At 63.2% G+C, this 15351-nt stretch carries 12 protein-coding genes; 8 read left to right on the top strand and 4 right to left on the bottom strand.

Going from position 1 to position 15351, the window contains the following annotated elements; all coding sequences use genetic code 11:
- Nucleotides 1-110: 110 nt before the first annotated feature.
- The 5 genes from FJ970_RS15190 (at nt 111) to FJ970_RS15170 (ending at nt 6483) form a co-directional block, all read left to right on the top strand.
- Nucleotides 111-3743, top strand: coding sequence for a hydantoinase B/oxoprolinase family protein (locus FJ970_RS15190; protein ID WP_140758976.1), 3633 nt, complete (start codon nt 111-113; stop codon nt 3741-3743).
- 83 nt (nt 3744-3826) lie between these two features.
- Entirely contained in the window at nt 3827-5074 is a 1248-nt protein-coding gene (locus tag FJ970_RS15185; protein WP_227792138.1) for a DUF3419 family protein, read from the top strand.
- Nucleotides 5071-5736 carry a class I SAM-dependent methyltransferase gene (locus FJ970_RS15180; RefSeq protein WP_140758978.1) on the top strand — a complete coding sequence of 222 codons (666 nt, stop codon included), beginning with the start codon at nt 5071-5073 and terminating at the stop codon, nt 5734-5736. Before FJ970_RS15185 ends, FJ970_RS15180 begins: the two co-directional genes overlap by 4 nt.
- Nucleotides 5737-5869: 133 nt before the next feature.
- Nucleotides 5870-6166 carry a type II toxin-antitoxin system RelE/ParE family toxin gene (locus FJ970_RS15175; RefSeq protein ID WP_140758979.1) on the top strand — a complete coding sequence of 99 codons (297 nt, stop codon included), beginning with the start codon at nt 5870-5872 and terminating at the stop codon, nt 6164-6166.
- Nucleotides 6167-6174: 8 nt separating this feature from the next.
- Nucleotides 6175-6483, top strand: a complete 309-nt coding sequence (locus FJ970_RS15170; protein WP_140758980.1) for a HigA family addiction module antitoxin — start codon at nt 6175-6177, stop codon at nt 6481-6483.
- 27 nt (nt 6484-6510) lie between these two features.
- Here the strand turns inward: FJ970_RS15170 and FJ970_RS15165 are convergent, their stop codons facing one another.
- The gene (locus FJ970_RS15165) at nt 6511-7890 is read right to left on the bottom strand and encodes a serine hydrolase domain-containing protein (protein ID WP_140758981.1); all 1380 of its coding nucleotides are present in this window, start codon (nt 7888-7890) and stop codon (nt 6511-6513) included.
- A 287-nt stretch (nt 7891-8177) separates the two neighbouring features.
- Here FJ970_RS15165 and FJ970_RS15160 point away from each other — a divergent pair, with 287 nt between their 5' ends.
- On the top strand, nt 8178-8978 hold the full coding sequence (locus FJ970_RS15160) for a GH25 family lysozyme (protein WP_140758982.1): 801 nt from the start codon (nt 8178-8180) through the stop codon (nt 8976-8978).
- Nucleotides 8979-9215: 237 nt separating this feature from the next.
- On the top strand, nt 9216-10394 hold the full coding sequence (locus FJ970_RS15155; RefSeq protein WP_140758983.1) for a lytic murein transglycosylase: 1179 nt from the start codon (nt 9216-9218) through the stop codon (nt 10392-10394).
- Nucleotides 10395-10463: 69 nt separating this feature from the next.
- Here FJ970_RS15155 and FJ970_RS15150 read toward each other — a convergent pair whose 3' ends face one another.
- Nucleotides 10464-11684 carry an alanine racemase gene (locus FJ970_RS15150; protein ID WP_140758984.1) on the bottom strand — a complete coding sequence of 407 codons (1221 nt, stop codon included), beginning with the start codon at nt 11682-11684 and terminating at the stop codon, nt 10464-10466.
- Between the two features lie 275 nt (nt 11685-11959).
- Between FJ970_RS15150 and FJ970_RS15145 the strand changes: the two genes are divergently transcribed.
- Complete coding sequence (locus FJ970_RS15145; RefSeq protein WP_415752045.1) at nt 11960-12841, top strand: DMT family transporter; 882 nt, start codon at nt 11960-11962, stop codon at nt 12839-12841.
- Nucleotides 12842-13274: 433 nt separating this feature from the next.
- Here the strand turns inward: FJ970_RS15145 and metF are convergent, their stop codons facing one another.
- Nucleotides 13275-14192 (bottom strand): methylenetetrahydrofolate reductase [NAD(P)H], encoded by a 918-nt coding sequence (gene metF, locus FJ970_RS15140; protein WP_140758986.1) that lies wholly within the window; start codon nt 14190-14192, stop codon nt 13275-13277.
- Nucleotides 14192-15214 carry an ArsR/SmtB family transcription factor gene (locus tag FJ970_RS15135; protein WP_140758987.1) on the bottom strand — a complete coding sequence of 341 codons (1023 nt, stop codon included), beginning with the start codon at nt 15212-15214 and terminating at the stop codon, nt 14192-14194. The genes metF and FJ970_RS15135 overlap by 1 nt, the downstream gene beginning before the upstream one ends.
- Between the last annotated feature and the right edge of the window lie 137 nt (nt 15215-15351).

The following is a 15351-nucleotide window of genomic DNA, read 5'->3' as shown; positions in this document are numbered from 1 at the left end:
TCGTAACGTTGCGTTTCCACCTGTAACATCAATAGCATGCAGGCGACGTTGCTGCCGGCGCTTCGGCGCTTTAACAACGACACCAGAAACGGAATACCGGAGACAGCCGCATGACCGCGAAATGGGATTTCTGGATCGATCGCGGCGGCACTTTCACCGATGTTATCGGCCGTGACCCGCAAGGCGGGCTGCATCCGCGCAAGCTGCTGTCTGAGAATCCCGAAGCCTATGCCGATGCCGCGATCCAGGGCATTCGCGACCTGCTCGACCTTGAAACGGACGCCACGATCCCGTCCGGCCTGATCGGCGACATCAAGATGGGAACCACGGTGGCCACGAACGCCCTTCTGGAGCGCAAGGGCGACCGTGTGTTGTTGCTCATCACCAAGGGGTTTCGCGACGCGCTCAGGATCGCCTATCAGGCGCGACCCGACATCTTCGCCAAGGAGATCATTCTTCCCGAGCAACTCTACGAGCGCGTCATCGAGATCGACGAGCGCGTGCTCGCCGATGGCTGCGTCGAACGGCTGCTCGACATATCGGCTTGCCGGCCGGCCATAGAACAAGCGAAGGCCGATGGCATCGACGCCGTTGCAATCGTCTTCATGCATGCCTGGAAATATCCCGATCACGAGAAGGCGGTGGCCAAGGTCTGCCGCAAGCTTGGCTTCGGCCAGGTCTCGGTCAGCCACGAGGTCTCGCCGCTGATCAAGCTGGTCGGCCGCGGCGACACTGCCGTGGTCGACGCCTATCTGTCGCCCATCCTCTCACGCTACGTACAAAGGGTGGCGGGAGACCTGGGCGCGGCGGGAGAAAACGACGAATCCCCTCGCCTGATGTTCATGATGTCTTCCGGCGGCCTCACCGCCGCCGACATGTTCCAGGGCAAGGACGCGCTGCTGTCGGGCCCGGCCGGCGGCGTCGTCGGCATGGTCGAGACGGCGAGGCTCGCCGGTTTCGACAAGGTCATCGGCTTCGACATGGGCGGCACGTCAACGGACGTCGCCCACTATGACGGCGAGTATGAACGTGCCTTCGATACCGAAGTCGCCGGCGTGCGCGTCCGCGCGCCGATGATGCGAATCCACACCGTCGCCGCCGGCGGCGGCTCGATCCTGCATTACGAGGCCGGCCGTTTCCGTGTCGGACCGGACTCCGCGGGCGCCAATCCCGGCCCCGCCGCCTACCGGCGCGGCGGTCCGCTGGCCGTCACCGATGCCAACGTCATGCTGGGCAAGCTGCGGCCCGATTTCTTCCCGTCGATCTTCGGTCCCGGCCAGGACGCGCCGCTCGATGCCGAAACCGTGCGCGCGAAATTCGCGGCTCTTGCCGCCGGGATCGGTGACGGCCGCTCGCCGGAAGCGGTCGCCGAAGGCTTCGTCACCATCGCGGTCGAGAACATGGCCAATGCGATCAAGAAGATTTCCGTGCAGCGCGGCTACGATGTCACCGAATATCTCCTGAACTGTTTCGGCGGCGCCGGCGGCCAGCACGCCTGCCTGGTCGCCGACGCGCTCGGCATGGAGGCGGTGCTGATCCATCCCTTCTCCGGCCTGCTGTCGGCCTATGGCATCGGCCTGGCCTCGGTCTTTGCCTCGCGCCAGCAGGCGCTGCTGAAGCCGCTTGCCGAGGAATCCAGAACGGAAATCGGCGGCCTCATCGCCACCTTGAAAAAGGCCGTGATCGCGGAGTTGGGGGCGCAAGGCATCGCCGAGGACTCGGTCGCCACCAGGCCGGTACTGCACATTCGCTATGACGGCACCGACACGGCACTGCCGGTGAATTTCGAGGCAGACTCGATCTTCCAGGCCAGGCGCGATTTCGAAATCGCCCACAAGGCGCAATTCGGTTTCGTCTATGACGACAAACCGATGATCGTCGAGACGGTCGGCGTCGAAGGCACCGAAGCCGGCCAGACGACCGCCGAAGCCTATGCGCCCGCCGGACCGGGAAGGGTCAAGTCAGCCTCTTCCGAGACCCGGCGTATCTACACGGAGGGCCAGTGGCATGAAGCCGGCGTCTACCGTCGCGAGAACCTCGGACCGTCCAATCTGGTCGCCGGCCCCGCTCTGATCATCGAGCCGAACCAGACCATCGTCGTCGAGCCGGGCTGGCAGGCCGAAATCACCAACCTCAATCACGTCGTCATACGCCGCACGGAAAAGAAAGCGCGCGCCGCTGCCCTTGGCACGCAAGCCGATCCGGTGATGCTCGAAGTCTTCAACAATCTCTTCATGTCCATCGCCGAGCAAATGGGCGTGACGCTGCAGAACACCGCCTATTCCGTCAACATCAAGGAAAGGCTGGATTTTTCCTGCGCCGTCTTCGACCATACCGGGGCGCTGGTCGCCAATGCGCCGCACATGCCGGTGCATCTCGGCTCCATGGATCGGTCGGTCGAAACCATCATCCGGCTGAACTCCGGCGACATCCACCCCGGCGACGTCTTTGCCTTGAACGCCCCCTATAATGGCGGCACGCATCTGCCAGACATCACCGTGGTGACGCCGGTCTTCGACGATGCCCAGAAAAACATCCTCTTCTGGGCAGCCTCGCGCGGCCACCATGCCGACATTGGCGGCACCGCTCCGGGCTCGATGACGCCGCTCGCCACCACGGTCGACGAGGAAGGCGTGTTGTTCGACAATTTCCGCATCGTCGACCGCGGAAAATTCCGCGAGACGGAGCTGCATACGCTGCTCACCGACCACCGCTACCCCGCCCGCAACCCGCACCAGAACATTGCCGACCTGAAGGCGCAGATTGCCGCCAACGAGAAGGGTGTGGCGGAACTTCGCAAGATGGTGGGGCATTTCGGCCTTGATGTCGTCGAAGCCTATATGGGCCATGTCCAGGACAATGCCGCCGAAAGCGTGCGCCGCGTGCTGGAGCGGCTGCCGGACACGTCGGAGTATGAATATCCGACCGATACCGGCCAGATGATCAAGGTCAAGATATCGGTCGACAGGCAAAAGCGCGAAGCGACCGTCGACTTCACCGGCACGTCGAAGGTGGAGAAGAACAATTTCAACGCGCCCGAGCCGGTCGCTCGTGCCGCCGTGCTCTACGCCTTCCGCGTCATGGTCGAGGACATGATCCCGATGAATGCCGGGTGCCTCAGACCAATCAACATCGTCATTCCTGATGGCTGCATGCTCAAGCCCACCTACCCTGCCGCCGTCGTCGCCGGCAATGTCGAGACTTCGCAGCACGTCACCAACGCGCTGTTTGGCGCCATGGGTGCGATGGCCAATGCGCAGGGAACGATGAACAATCTGACCTTCGGCAACAAGAAGTACCAGTACTACGAGACGATCTGCTCCGGCTCGCCGGCCGGCCATATGAACTCCGGCCGCGGCTTTGCCGGCACCTCGGGTGTGCACACCCACATGACCAATTCGCGCCTCACCGACCCGGAAGTGCTGGAGCTGCGCTTTCCGGTGGTGTTGGAGGATTTTCACATCCGCCAGGGATCCGGCGGCAAGGGCAAATGGAATGCCGGCGACGGCACCAAACGCGCCATCCGCTTCCTCGAGAAGATGGAATGCGCGATCCTGTCCTCGCACCGCAACCGCCCGCCGCAAGGACTGGACGGCGGCGGCGACGGCGAGGTCGGCTCGACCAAGGTGCGCCGCAACGACGGCACGGTCGACATGCTGAAGGCTTGCGACCAGACCGTGCTCGATGCTGGCGAGGCTGTCATTGTGACCACGCCGACGCCGGGGGGATTTGGTAGACTGTAAAGAAGGCGTCAACAGGCTGTCACCGGCCTGTCATCAGCCTGCGTTACCCGCTTGCGCCAAAGCAAATGGGGAATCACATTGCTATGACGGACGTCTCCTCGGATCTGGTTTTTCGCCGCGGCAAGGAAGTTGGAAAAGCCGTCTACCAGAACCGCCCGCTTTCGAAAGCCGGGATCTCCGAGCGATTGTTCGCCTTCCTGTTTTCCGGCCTCGTCTATCCGCAGATCTGGGAAGACCCCGACGTCGACATGGACGCGATGCAGCTTGGCCAGGGTCACCGCGTCGTCACCATCGCCTCGGGCGGCTGCAACATCCTGGCATACCTCACCCGCTCGCCGGGACGGATCGACGCCGTCGACCTCAACGCTGCCCACATCGCGCTGAACCGCATGAAGCTGGAGGCGGTGCGCCATCTGCCTTCGCAGGGCGATCTCTTCCGCTTCTTCGGTGCAGCGGACACAAGCCACAATTCCGAGGCCTACGACCGCTTCATCGCCCCGCATCTCGATCCGGTCAGCCGCCACTATTGGGAGCGCCGCAACTGGCGTGGCAACAGGCGCATCGGCGTTTTCGACCGCAATTTCTACCAGACCGGCCTGCTCGGCCTGTTCATCGCCATGGGCCACCGCACGGCGAAATTCTTCGGCGTCAACCCGGCCCGCATGATGGAAGCCAGGAACATCGGCGAACAGCGCCGCTTCTTCAACGAGGAGCTGGCGCCGGTTTTCGACAAGAAGCTTCTGAAATGGGCGACCTCGCGAAAAGCTTCCCTGTTCGGTCTCGGCATCCCGCCGGCGCAGTATGATTCGCTGATCACTTCCGGTGACGGCACCATGGCCAGCGTTCTGAAGGCCCGGTTGGAAAAACTCGCCTGTGATTTCCCCTTGGAAAACAATTATTTCGCCTGGCAAGCCTTTGCGCGCCGCTATCCCGAGCCCGGCGAGGCCGCCTTGCCCGCCTATCTGGAAAAGCGCAACTACGAGACCATCCGCGGCAATATCGACCGCGTCGCCATCCATCACGCCAACCTGATCGAATTCCTCGCCGGCAAGGATGCAGGCGCCGTCGACCGCTTCATCCTGCTCGACGCACAGGACTGGATGACCGACGACCAGCTCAACGCGCTGTGGTCGGAGATCACCCGCACCGCCTCCGCCGGGGCCCGCGTCATCTTCCGCACCGCCGCCGAGCCCAGTCTGCTGCCGGGGCGCGTCTCGACCTCGCTGCTCGATCAGTGGGACTATCAGGATGAAGCATCGCGCGAATTCTCGGCCCGCGACCGCTCGGCCATCTATGGCGGCTTCCACCTCTATGTGAAGCGCGCGGCATGAGCACGACGGAGCTGCCGGCCAGCCACGCCGAACTGATGGACGGCGTCTACCGCTGGCAGCGCCACATCTATGACCTGACCCGCAAATACTACCTGCTCGGCCGCGACCGGCTGATCGCGGGACTGGACCTGCCGCCGGGCGGTACCGTGTTGGAACTTGGCTGTGGCACCGGCCGCAACATCATCCTGGCCGCCCGCGGCTATCCCGATGCGCGGTTCTTCGGGCTCGATATTTCGGCCGAAATGCTGGAGACGGCCGGCAAGGCGATCGACCGCGAAGGCCTGTCGGATCGCGTAACACTGGCAAGGGGCGACGCCACCGATTTCGACGCGGGCGCGCTTTATGGCATCGAACGGTTCGACCGCATCTTCGTATCCTATTCGCTGTCGATGATCCCGGGCTGGGAGAAGACGGTCTCGGCAGCACTTGCCGCGCTCGCCCCCACGGGCTCGCTGCACATAGTCGATTTCGGGCAGCAGGAAGGTCTGCCGGGCTGGTTCCGCACCTTGCTACGCGGATGGCTGAATAAATTCCACGTCACGCCACGTGCATCCCTGCGTGGAGTCCTGGAATCGGAAGCTAAGCGAACCGGCGCAACCTTCCGGTTTCGCACGCTTTATCGGGGCTATGCATGGCTGGCGGTCATCAAGCTCGGCATCTGACATCGGAGACATGATCGGCGAGCAACGTTTCAGGTCCCACGGACGATCCCGCGGATGGATCGACTGGTTAGCCAATCACGGTTTGCCGAAAGGCCCAAGGGGTGGTACATTACCTCCACGCTGGAGGTCGAAAGTGATCGTCGGGTTTCGGGACGGATGGCTACGGGCCTTCTTCGTCGAAGACATTCACTCCCGCAACATTCCGTCCGACCTTGAAAGCCGGTTATTTCGCAAGCTCCAGATGATCGATGACGCGATGACCGATCTGGATTTGCGTGTGCCACCCAGCAACCATTTCGAGAAGTTGCGCGGCAATCTCGATGGCTTCCATTCGATCCGCGTCAACAGCCAATGGCGGCTGATCTTCCGGTGGGACGGCGGACGCGGTGAAGCGTCGGGTATTTATCTCGACGACCATAGTTACAGATGAGGTGACACATGTTGATGACCACACGCAAGCCTGCAACAGTTGGCGAAATCCTCACGGAAGAATTCATGCAACCGCTTGGCCTGACACAGGCGGCTTTGGCCGAAGCGATGGGGGTCCAGCGCAAGCATGTGAACGAATTGTGCAACGACCGCCGTAACGTGACGGCTGCGACCGCGCTTATTCTGGCGCGGGTCTTCGGCAACAGCCCGGATTTCTGGCTGAACGTGCAGCGCCGTAGCGATCTCTGGTCGGTCATGAACTCGCCCGACGAGCGCGCGCGCGTCGATCGCGCCAAGCCTTTGGCGACTGCGGCATAGAAGAAACTTGCAGCAATCGACTGCCGCTTAATGCAGCGCCTTCACCAGCGCGCCCACCATTGCTTGCGGACGATAATTGAGCTTGGCCGGCGTTAGCCCCAGCCGCACCACCACCAATTGCTCGGATGGAATGATGGCAACCGTCTGTCCGTCATGGCCTTCCATCCAGTAAGTGTCCTTGGGCAGGCCGGCAGCAACGCCGGCGCCGGGATTTTCCTCGTCGCCCGGCGCCTCGATCCACAGCTGGCCCTTGCCGTAGACTTTCGAGGCGGATGCCGGCTCGCGCATCCAGTCGACGAAGCCGGAAGGCAGGACCTGGTTGCCGTTCCATACCCCGCCCTGCAGCAGGAACTGGCCGAAGCGAGCCCAGTCATGCGCCGTGGCGTAGAGATAGGACGAGCCGACGAACGTGCCCTGCTCGTCGGTCTCCAACACCGCGCTGTGCATGCCGAGCGGTTCGAACAATGCCGTGCGCGGCCACGTCAATGCCTTGGCCTTGTCGCCGATCGCGTCCTGCCAGAGGCGCGACAGCATCACCGCCGTGCCGCTGGAATAGGAAAACACCTTGCCGACCTCGCCGGTGAGCGGTTTGGAGTCGGCAAAGCCCGCCATGTCGGGTTCGAGATAGAGCATGCGCGTGACATCGGCGACGTCGCCATAGTCTTCGTTGAACTCCAGCCCGCTCGACATCGCCATCATGTCGGCAAGGCTGATCGCAGCGCGGCCGTCGACCTTCCAAGGCGCGAACAGGCCCTTGTTGTCGACCGCCAGCTTGCCGTCCTTGACCAGTGTGCCGACGATGGCGGCGTTGACCGTCTTGGTCATCGACCAGCCGAGCAGAGGCGTCTTGGCCGAAAAGCCGTCGCCATAGCGTTCCGCGACGACGCGGCCGTTCTTGACCACGACGATCGCGCGCATGCCGGTGCCGGCCATCGCGTCGTCCGCGACGACCTTCGAGACTTCGGGGTTCTGCGAGGCATCCACCCGTTCGCCCTCGGGCCACAGCGCATCCTGGCTTGTCGCGGCCGGTTCGGCATGGACGGCCGTGCGCCGCGCCTTGCCGACATCGCCGTCGGGAACCGAGGCACAGCCCAGCCCGTCGCGGGCCACCGCCTCGCTCTTGCCGAGGAAGCCGAGCAGGTCGGCGGAAACCGTACCGCGGTTCTTGTCGACCGAGACCCGCATCAGCCGCAGCAGCGGGTGGCCGGGCGCCTGCACATCGACAGCCAGCACCTCGTTGGGGTCGCGCCCGGCGATGAAGACGTTGGAACAGACGATCTTGGCCGAATAGCCCGAGCCGACGCGGATGAGTTCCGGCGGCGCGATATAGAGCCAGGCCAACAGCGCGGCGACCGCCAGCACGATCAGGCCAAGCAGCCATTTGATGATCCTGACGACGATCCGCATCCATTGCCTCCCAGGCACTCGCCCGATCTTTATGTCATCGAATTGCCGCCATTGCTTCCGCAAAATCGGGCTTCTTGTCGAGCGCATAAACCAGATATCAACCATGATCGGCGATCACAGGGATGCATGTCGCCCAAAAGTGCGCAGCGGTTTTGCGACAATGACATGCACTGAAAACGAATAGACCGGGCGATGCGTGGGGCGATCGCCTGGAGGGGGCCAGACCAACTTCGGCCATCAGTGCACAGACCCATCAGCGACCGGCTGATTCCGGCTTGGAAGTTGCGATGCGCCGTCTTGCGGTCCTTTTCATGCTGACGCTGCTCGGCGCCTGCTCGACCGTGGACGATCTCTCACCGCTGTCGCCGTCCGCGTCGAGCAGTCCGATAGTGGCCGTGCGCGCGCCGCGCTTTGCCGATTCCAAGCCGCATGAGTGGGACAGCGGCGCACCGTGGAACTATGCCGTCCACGGCACCGATGTCTCCAAATACCAGACATCGATCGACTGGCCGATGGCCAAGGCCAGCGGCATCTCCTTCGCCTTCATCAAGGCGACCGAAGGCGGCGACCGTTTCGATGAATATTTCAGCGAGCACTGGGCGCGCACCAAAGCCAACGGGATTCCACGCGCGGCCTATCACTTCTTCTATTTCTGCACGCCCGCCGCCGTGCAGGCGCGCTGGTTCATCCAGAATGTCCCCGTCGACCGCTCCGCATTGCCGCCGGTTCTCGACATGGAATGGAACCCGAACTCGCCGACCTGCCGCCTGCGCCCCGACGCGGCCACGGTGCGCGCTGAGATGACCGCCTTCCTCGAGATCGTCGAGCGCCATTACGGCAAGAAACCGATCATCTACACCTCGGTCGATTTCTTCGAGGACAACGACCTGTCGAGCTTCCGCGGCTACCCCTACTGGCTGCGCTCCGTCGCCGGCCACCCGCGCGAGAAATATGGCAGCCACCCCTTCACCTTCTGGCAGTACACCGGAACCGGCATCGTTCCCGGCATGACCGGCAAGTCCGACATCAACGTCTTCAACGGCTCGGAAGCCGCCTGGAATAAGTGGCTGCGGCAGAACACACGCTGATGCCGTGGCAACGGCAGCGAAGCCGCCTGGAATAGCGGCTCCGGCAGAAGACCCGTCGACACCGTGGCAACGGCAGCGAAGCCGTCTGGAATAGCGGCTGAAGCAGAAGACCCGTTGACACCGGGCCTGCCGCCTGCTTTTCGACACTGCCAGCGGTAGAGTGCAACCGCTGGTAATTCAGGGCGTTGGGCTTCCAGCCAGGCACGACATTGCCCTCTTCGTTTCGAAAGGAAGCTGATGCGACTGCGTTCCCAAGCCCTCGCGGCGCTATTCTTGTGCGCCACGGCCTTGCCGGCGATGGCGCAGGAATGCGGCGGCGATTTCGAAACCTGGAAACAGGGCGTGGCGGCGGAAGCCAAGGCGGCCGGTGTCGGCGCCGTCGGCCTCGACGCGCTCGAGGACGCCAGGATCGACGATAGGGCTCTGGCGCGCGACCGCGCACAGGGCGTTTTCACACAAACCTTCATCCAATTTTCCAACCGCATGATCTCAGCCTACCGGCTGAAGCAAGGTGCGGCGAACATGAAGAAATACGCCGATATCTTCGCCCGCGCCGACCAGCAGTTCGGCGTCCAGGCGCCTGTCATCACCGCCTTCTGGGCGCTTGAAACGGATTTCGGCGCCGTGCAGGGCGATTTCCATACGCTGAGCGCACTGGTGACGCTGTCGCATGACTGCCGCCGTCCGCAGCTTTTCCGCCAGCAACTGGTGCCGCTGCTGGAACTGATCGATCGCGGCGTGCTGCCGGCAGATGTCACGGGTGCCTGGGCCGGCGAGATCGGCCAGACGCAGATCCTGCCGTCCGACTATCTCGCGCGCGGCGTCGATGGCGATGGCGACGGCAAGATCGATCTTAGAAACAGCGCGCCGGACGTGATCATGACCACGGGCAACAAGGTGCTGTCGCGCGGCTGGAAGCGCGACGAACCCTGGATCCAGGAAGTGCGCGTGCCCGACGAGATGCCGTGGGACCAGACCGGGCGCACCAACAAATTGCCGCTGACACAGTGGACGCAGTGGGGCGTCACCAACCCCGACGGCTCGCCGCTGATCGATAAGGGCCTGAAGGCCGGCCTGGCGCTGCCCATGGGCCGCAAGGGTCCGGCCTTCCTCACCTACGAGAATTTCGACGTCTATCTCGAATGGAACCAGTCCTTCACCTACGCGCTGACCGCGGCCAATCTCGCCGCGCGGCTGGCGGGCGCGCCGCCGCTCGATCCGCGCGATCCCGAGCCGGGTCTCGACAACGAGCAGATGAAGGCGCTGCAGACCAAGCTCGAGGCCAGGGGCTACGACGTCGGCACGGTCGACGGCATTCTGGGCACCAACACCCGCGAAGCCATCCGCAAGGAACAGATGCGGCTAGGCCTGCCGGTGGATGGCTGGCCGACGCCGGAGTTGCTGACGAAGCTGTGAAGAGAGTGAGTAGCGAGTAGTGGAATAGAGGAAATTCCCTACTGACTACTCACTACTCACTTCTTTTTCCTAATCCGCCATCGTCTCCAGGCTCGCAAACCCCTGCGGCGCGTCGCCCTCGTCGAAGGGCGTCGTCACCTCGACGAAGGTGTCGGGATAAAAGCCGTTGAAGCGGGTCCTGAGCGACAGCGAGTAGGCGCCGATATGGCCGATCTCGATCCAGTCGCCGGTGTCGACGGTTTCCGGCAGCCAGAACGGCCGCGACAGGATGTCGACGGAATCGCAGGTCGCGCCGCACACCTTGAACGGCACGATCTTGGTCTCGTCGCCATTGCGCGTACGGATCGCCGGATCGGGGATGAAGCGTGCCGGCAGCGTGATCTTGCCGGTCCATGAATCCGACAGCGACGCCCAGATACCGTCATTGATGTAGAGCCGCTTGCCCTTGCGCAGGAGCACGCGCACGATCAGCGACAGGCAGCGCGCCACGATCACCCTGCCCGGCTCCGCCACCAGCGGTATCTGGTCGAACTGGTATTCCTTCAGGTCGCCGGAAAGCCGCGACATGATCTGGCCGAGCGACGGCATCTGGATCAGCTTGCGGTTGGGATCATGGCCGTATTCGGCCGGAAAGCCGCCGCCGACATCGAGCCCGGCAATGTCGAAGGTCAGCCGGTTGCGCACCCAGTCGGCCGAGGCCAGTGCCCGCTCATAAGTGTCGGGATCCTCGATCTGGCTGCCGACATGGAAACAGAGGCCGACCTTGTAGCCGGTGCGGTTCAGCCGCTCCGCGAGTTCGACCGCATAGGCCGGCCCGGCGCCGAATTTCTTCGACAGTTCGTAGGCGGCATGCCCCTTGGTCTGCACACGCACGAAAACGCTGACCGCGCCCGGGTCGATATCGAGCGCCCGCACCACCCGGGTCAGCTTGGTGATCTCGTCTTCGTGGTCGAGCGAGATGACGCGGATGCCGTATTTTTCCAGCGCCAGCTTGATGTCCGACTGCGCCTTGACCGGGTGCATGTAGAGCATCTCGGCGTCGGGCGAGACGGCGCGCACGGCGGCGAACTCGCCTGGTGAAGCGACGTCGAAGGCGGTGACGCCAGCCTCGATCAGCGTCTTCAGCACGATCTGCTCGCCATTGGTCTTGACCGCATAGGCGGTCTTGCCGGGAAACATGCCCATGAACTGCAAGGCGTCGGCCTTGAGCACCTGTGGGCGGAAGCAGTAGACGGGGTCGTCCGGACGAAGCGCCAGTGCCGCCTCGCTTGCATTCTCGAATCGCTGCATGGACGAATCCCCGACTTCAGCTGCGCACAATTAATCCAAGCTAGCGGCTAGCGCATGACCCCGAAAGTCAATTTCGACCTTCGGAACAGGATCATGCGCCAGGAATGAATCTTGCAGCGTCCTTTGCGGCATTAGCCTTTACCAGCAGTCCATCGATCCGGTTTCGGGTGGCCCTTGCCACCGGATCCGATATGGCTTCTGCCTGATCGCTGGCATCCGGCGTCTGGGGGAGAATTCACGTGACAGTGACCGGTTCATCCGCAGCACGTGGACCGATGGCGCTCAGGGACTGGGGGCAGTTGCTTCTGCTCGGCGCCATCTGGGGCGGCTCGTTCTTTTTCGCGCGCATCGCGGTGGCGGAACTTCACCCATTGGTGCTGGTTCTGTTTCGCGTCGCCATCGCCGCGATCGCGCTGCAGCTCTATCTCGGCTTGCGCGGCCCCTCCTTCCGCCTCGCCCTGCCGCATGCCGGCCTGTTCTTCCTGCTGGCCTTCACCAACAACGTCGTCCCCTTCTCGCTGATCTTCGCCGGCCAGACCCAGCTTGGCGCTGGCGTCGCCTCGGTGCTCAACGCGACGACGCCGTTCTGGACGCTGATCCTCGCCAACGCGCTGACATCGTACGAAAAGTTGTCCTGGAACAAGCTCGCCGGCATCGCGCTCGGTGTCGCCGGCACCGCTATCATGATCGGTCCCGGCCTGCTCGCCGGGCTCGGCGGCCCTGTCTGGGCCAAATTCGCGCTGATCGGCGCCTCGCTGTCCTATGGCATTGCGCTGATGGTCGCCCGCCGCTTCAAGGGCGTGCCCTCGCCGGTCGTCGCCACCGGACAATTGACGGCCTCGACCATCATCATGATCCCGATCGTGCTCTTCGCTCATGGCCCGGCCGGCCTGTTCTCGGCCTCGCCGCCGGTATGGGCGGCGGTGCTGGCGCTGGCGCTTCTGTCCACGGCCTTCGCCTACATCCTCTACTTCAACCTCGTCGCCTCGGCCGGCGCCACCAACGCCTCGCTGGTCACGCTGATCGTGCCGGCCAGTGCCATGCTGCTCGGCTTTCTTTTCCTGGGCGAGCGGCTGGAAGCGTTCGAGATCGGCGGCGTGGTGCTGATCGGACTCGGTCTTCTCACAATCGACGGACGAGTGTTCGGTCGCCGTTAGGCACGGCATGTGCAATCGCGAAAGTCGAAGCCGACTTTCGCAGGGGTAGCGCTGCCATGACACAGCATCGACACGCCACCGCCATAATTTATTCACAGGTCTGAAGCGGGTTTTTGCCGAAGAGTTTCAACGGCTAACGGCAAAACCGAGGTCGCGAATTTCACAATCACGTCGCAATGCAGCATATTTTCCGCTTGCCTGTGGCACAAATGAACCTAGACTCCAGGGCATAGCTCTTTAAGAGGAGGCTATGTCATGGGACTTACGAGGCCAATCAACGCATTGATGATTTGTGCTGCGTTTGCTTTCATCGGCGCCCTCATTATCGGCGTCCTTCCCTGAACCCGCCAAGACGGGGAAGACCAGCACCAAATAGTCTAACCAATTCGAAAGGCCGGGTTTTTACCCGGCCTTTTGCTTTTCCAGCCGACCCTTATGCAGCAGCGGAACCAGCCACCTCCGCCTCATGCGAGCGGATGCCGATCATGTGGCAGACGGCGAACACCAGATCGGCCCGGTTCATCGTGTAGAAGTGAAAATCGCCGACGCCGCGCTCGACGAGGTCCAGCACCTGTTCGGCCGCCACGGCGGATGCCACCAGCGCATGCGTTTGCGGATCGTTCTGGAGTCCCTCGAAGCGCTCGGCCAGCCAAGCCGGCACCAGCGCGCCGCAGCGCGCCGAGAAATTGGCGACCTGGGTGAAATTGTGCACCGGCAGAATGCCGGGAACGATCGGGATGTAGATGCCGGCGCGGCGGGCGCGCTCGACGTAACGCTCGTAGAGATCATTGTCGAAGAAGAACTGGGTGATCGCCCGCGTCGCGCCATTGTCGACCTTGCGCTTCAGCATGTCGATGTCGGTGGCGAAGTCAGGGCTTTCCGGATGCTTTTCCGGGTAGGCCGAAACCGAGATGTCGAAATCGCCGGCGTCCTTCAGCGCCCCGACCAGCTCGGCGCCATTGGCATAGCCGTCCGGATGCGGCCGGTAAGCGGCGCCGACGCCTTCCGCCGGATCGCCGCGCAAGGCGACGAAGCGCTTCACGCCCATGTCGGTGAATTCCTGGATCACCGCGTCGACCTGATGGCGAGCGGCATCGACGCAGGTCATGTGGGCGGCTGGCGTCAGGCTGGTTTCCTTCAGGATGCGGCCGATGGTGCGCGCCGTGCGCTCACGCGTCGAACCGCCCGCGCCATAGGTCACCGAGACGAATTTCGGCCGCAGCGGCTCCAGCCGCGTGACCGTATCCCACAGCCTTGCCTCCATCTCGTCGTTCTTCGGCGGGAAGAACTCGAACGAAACCCTGACCTTGTCGCCGATATCGGGACGGCGGGAAAAACGAAACTGGTTCATCAGGCGATTTCCCCTATCGAGCTCACTCTGGTCTGCTGGCTGGCATTGGCAGGATCGGCGATCAGCAGGCGCCGGTCGCGGCCAAGCCAAAGTTTTACGGTGAGCCTGGCCTCGTTGCCGCCGCGCGGTTCGAATTCCTGGGCATCCTCCAGATCGAGGCCGGCTTCGGAGAACCACTCCCCGATCTGCCGGTCGGAAAAGCCGAGGCGCATATGCGCATGCTCGTCGCGCAGGAACTCCAGCGCGTGCGGCGCGAAATCGACGATGACCAGACGGCCCGCCGGGCGCAGCAGCCGCGCCGCCTCATGGATGGCGCGGGCCGGATCGTCGAGATAGTGCAGCACCTGGTGGATGGTGACGAGATCGAAAGCATCGCGCTCGACCGGCGGCGAAAAGATATCGCCTTGCCGCACCTGCGCATTCGAAACGCCGGCCTTGTCGAGATTGGCGCGCGCCACGGTCAGCATCTCGCGCGACATGTCGATGCCGATCCCGCGCCGGTAGAGTGGCGAGAAGATTTCGAGCAGCCGCCCGGTGCCGGTGCCAAGGTCGAGCATGGACTGGAACGGCCGTTTGCCGACCAGCTTCAGCATCGCGGCCTCTACGGCGCGGTCGGGCACATGCAGCGAGCGGATGTGATCCCAACTCGCCGCGTTCTGCGAAAAATACTCGGTCGCGCGGTCCTGGCGCTTGCGCTTGACCGAGGTCAGCCGCTCCAGATCGCGCTCGACCCGCGGGTCGGCTCCGCGAATGCCGGAAACCAGCCCCATCACGAAGTCTCGTGCCGAATCGGCGTCCGACAGTCGGAAGAAGGCCCACGACCCTTCCTGGTAGCGACCGATCAGCCCGGCCTCAAGCAGCAGCTTCAGGTGTCGCGAGACACGCGGCTGCGACTGGCCGAGAATTTCGGTAAGGTCGGAAACGGTGAGGTCGCCGCGCGACAACAATGCCAATATGCGCAGGCGGCTGGATTCGGCCGCCGCCTTCAGCGTATCCACCATGGTGTCGAGCGAGACATGCATCAGCGTATTCTCTTTGAAAAAGATATAAACATATGTTTATGTCGATTTTGGCAGTCTTGCAAGCGCTATGTCGCTTCCGGACCAGAAAATGCCGCATGCGTGATTTCCCGGTCCAGGTCACCTCGAAACGTCTAGCG

This window comes from Mesorhizobium sp. B2-1-8 (assembly GCF_006442545.2).
Taxonomy (GTDB): domain Bacteria; phylum Pseudomonadota; class Alphaproteobacteria; order Rhizobiales; family Rhizobiaceae; genus Mesorhizobium.
Note: the sequence above shows the minus strand (reverse complement) of the source record. Positions and strands in the feature narration are given on the sequence as shown.

Bases quoted from the DNA above. Each gene is read 5' to 3' on its own strand.
- metF (WP_140758986.1), bottom strand. From the start codon at position 14,192: ATGAACCAGTTTCGTTTTTCCCGCCGTCCCGATATCGGCGACAAGGTC.
- FJ970_RS15135 (WP_140758987.1), bottom strand. From the start codon at position 15,214: ATGCATGTCTCGCTCGACACCATGGTGGATACGCTGAAGGCGGCGGCC.
- FJ970_RS15155 (WP_140758983.1), top strand. From the start codon at position 9,216: ATGCGACTGCGTTCCCAAGCCCTCGCGGCGCTATTCTTGTGCGCCACG.
- FJ970_RS15145 (WP_415752045.1), top strand. From the start codon at position 11,960: ATGGCGCTCAGGGACTGGGGGCAGTTGCTTCTGCTCGGCGCCATCTGG.
- FJ970_RS15165 (WP_140758981.1), bottom strand. From the start codon at position 7,890: ATGCGGATCGTCGTCAGGATCATCAAATGGCTGCTTGGCCTGATCGTG.
- FJ970_RS15150 (WP_140758984.1), bottom strand. From the start codon at position 11,684: ATGCAGCGATTCGAGAATGCAAGCGAGGCGGCACTGGCGCTTCGTCCG.
- FJ970_RS15160 (WP_140758982.1), top strand. From the start codon at position 8,178: ATGCGCCGTCTTGCGGTCCTTTTCATGCTGACGCTGCTCGGCGCCTGC.
- FJ970_RS15190 (WP_140758976.1), top strand. From the start codon at position 111: ATGACCGCGAAATGGGATTTCTGGATCGATCGCGGCGGCACTTTCACC.
- FJ970_RS15180 (WP_140758978.1), top strand. From the start codon at position 5,071: ATGAGCACGACGGAGCTGCCGGCCAGCCACGCCGAACTGATGGACGGC.
- FJ970_RS15185 (WP_227792138.1), top strand. From the start codon at position 3,827: ATGACGGACGTCTCCTCGGATCTGGTTTTTCGCCGCGGCAAGGAAGTT.
- FJ970_RS15170 (WP_140758980.1), top strand. From the start codon at position 6,175: ATGTTGATGACCACACGCAAGCCTGCAACAGTTGGCGAAATCCTCACG.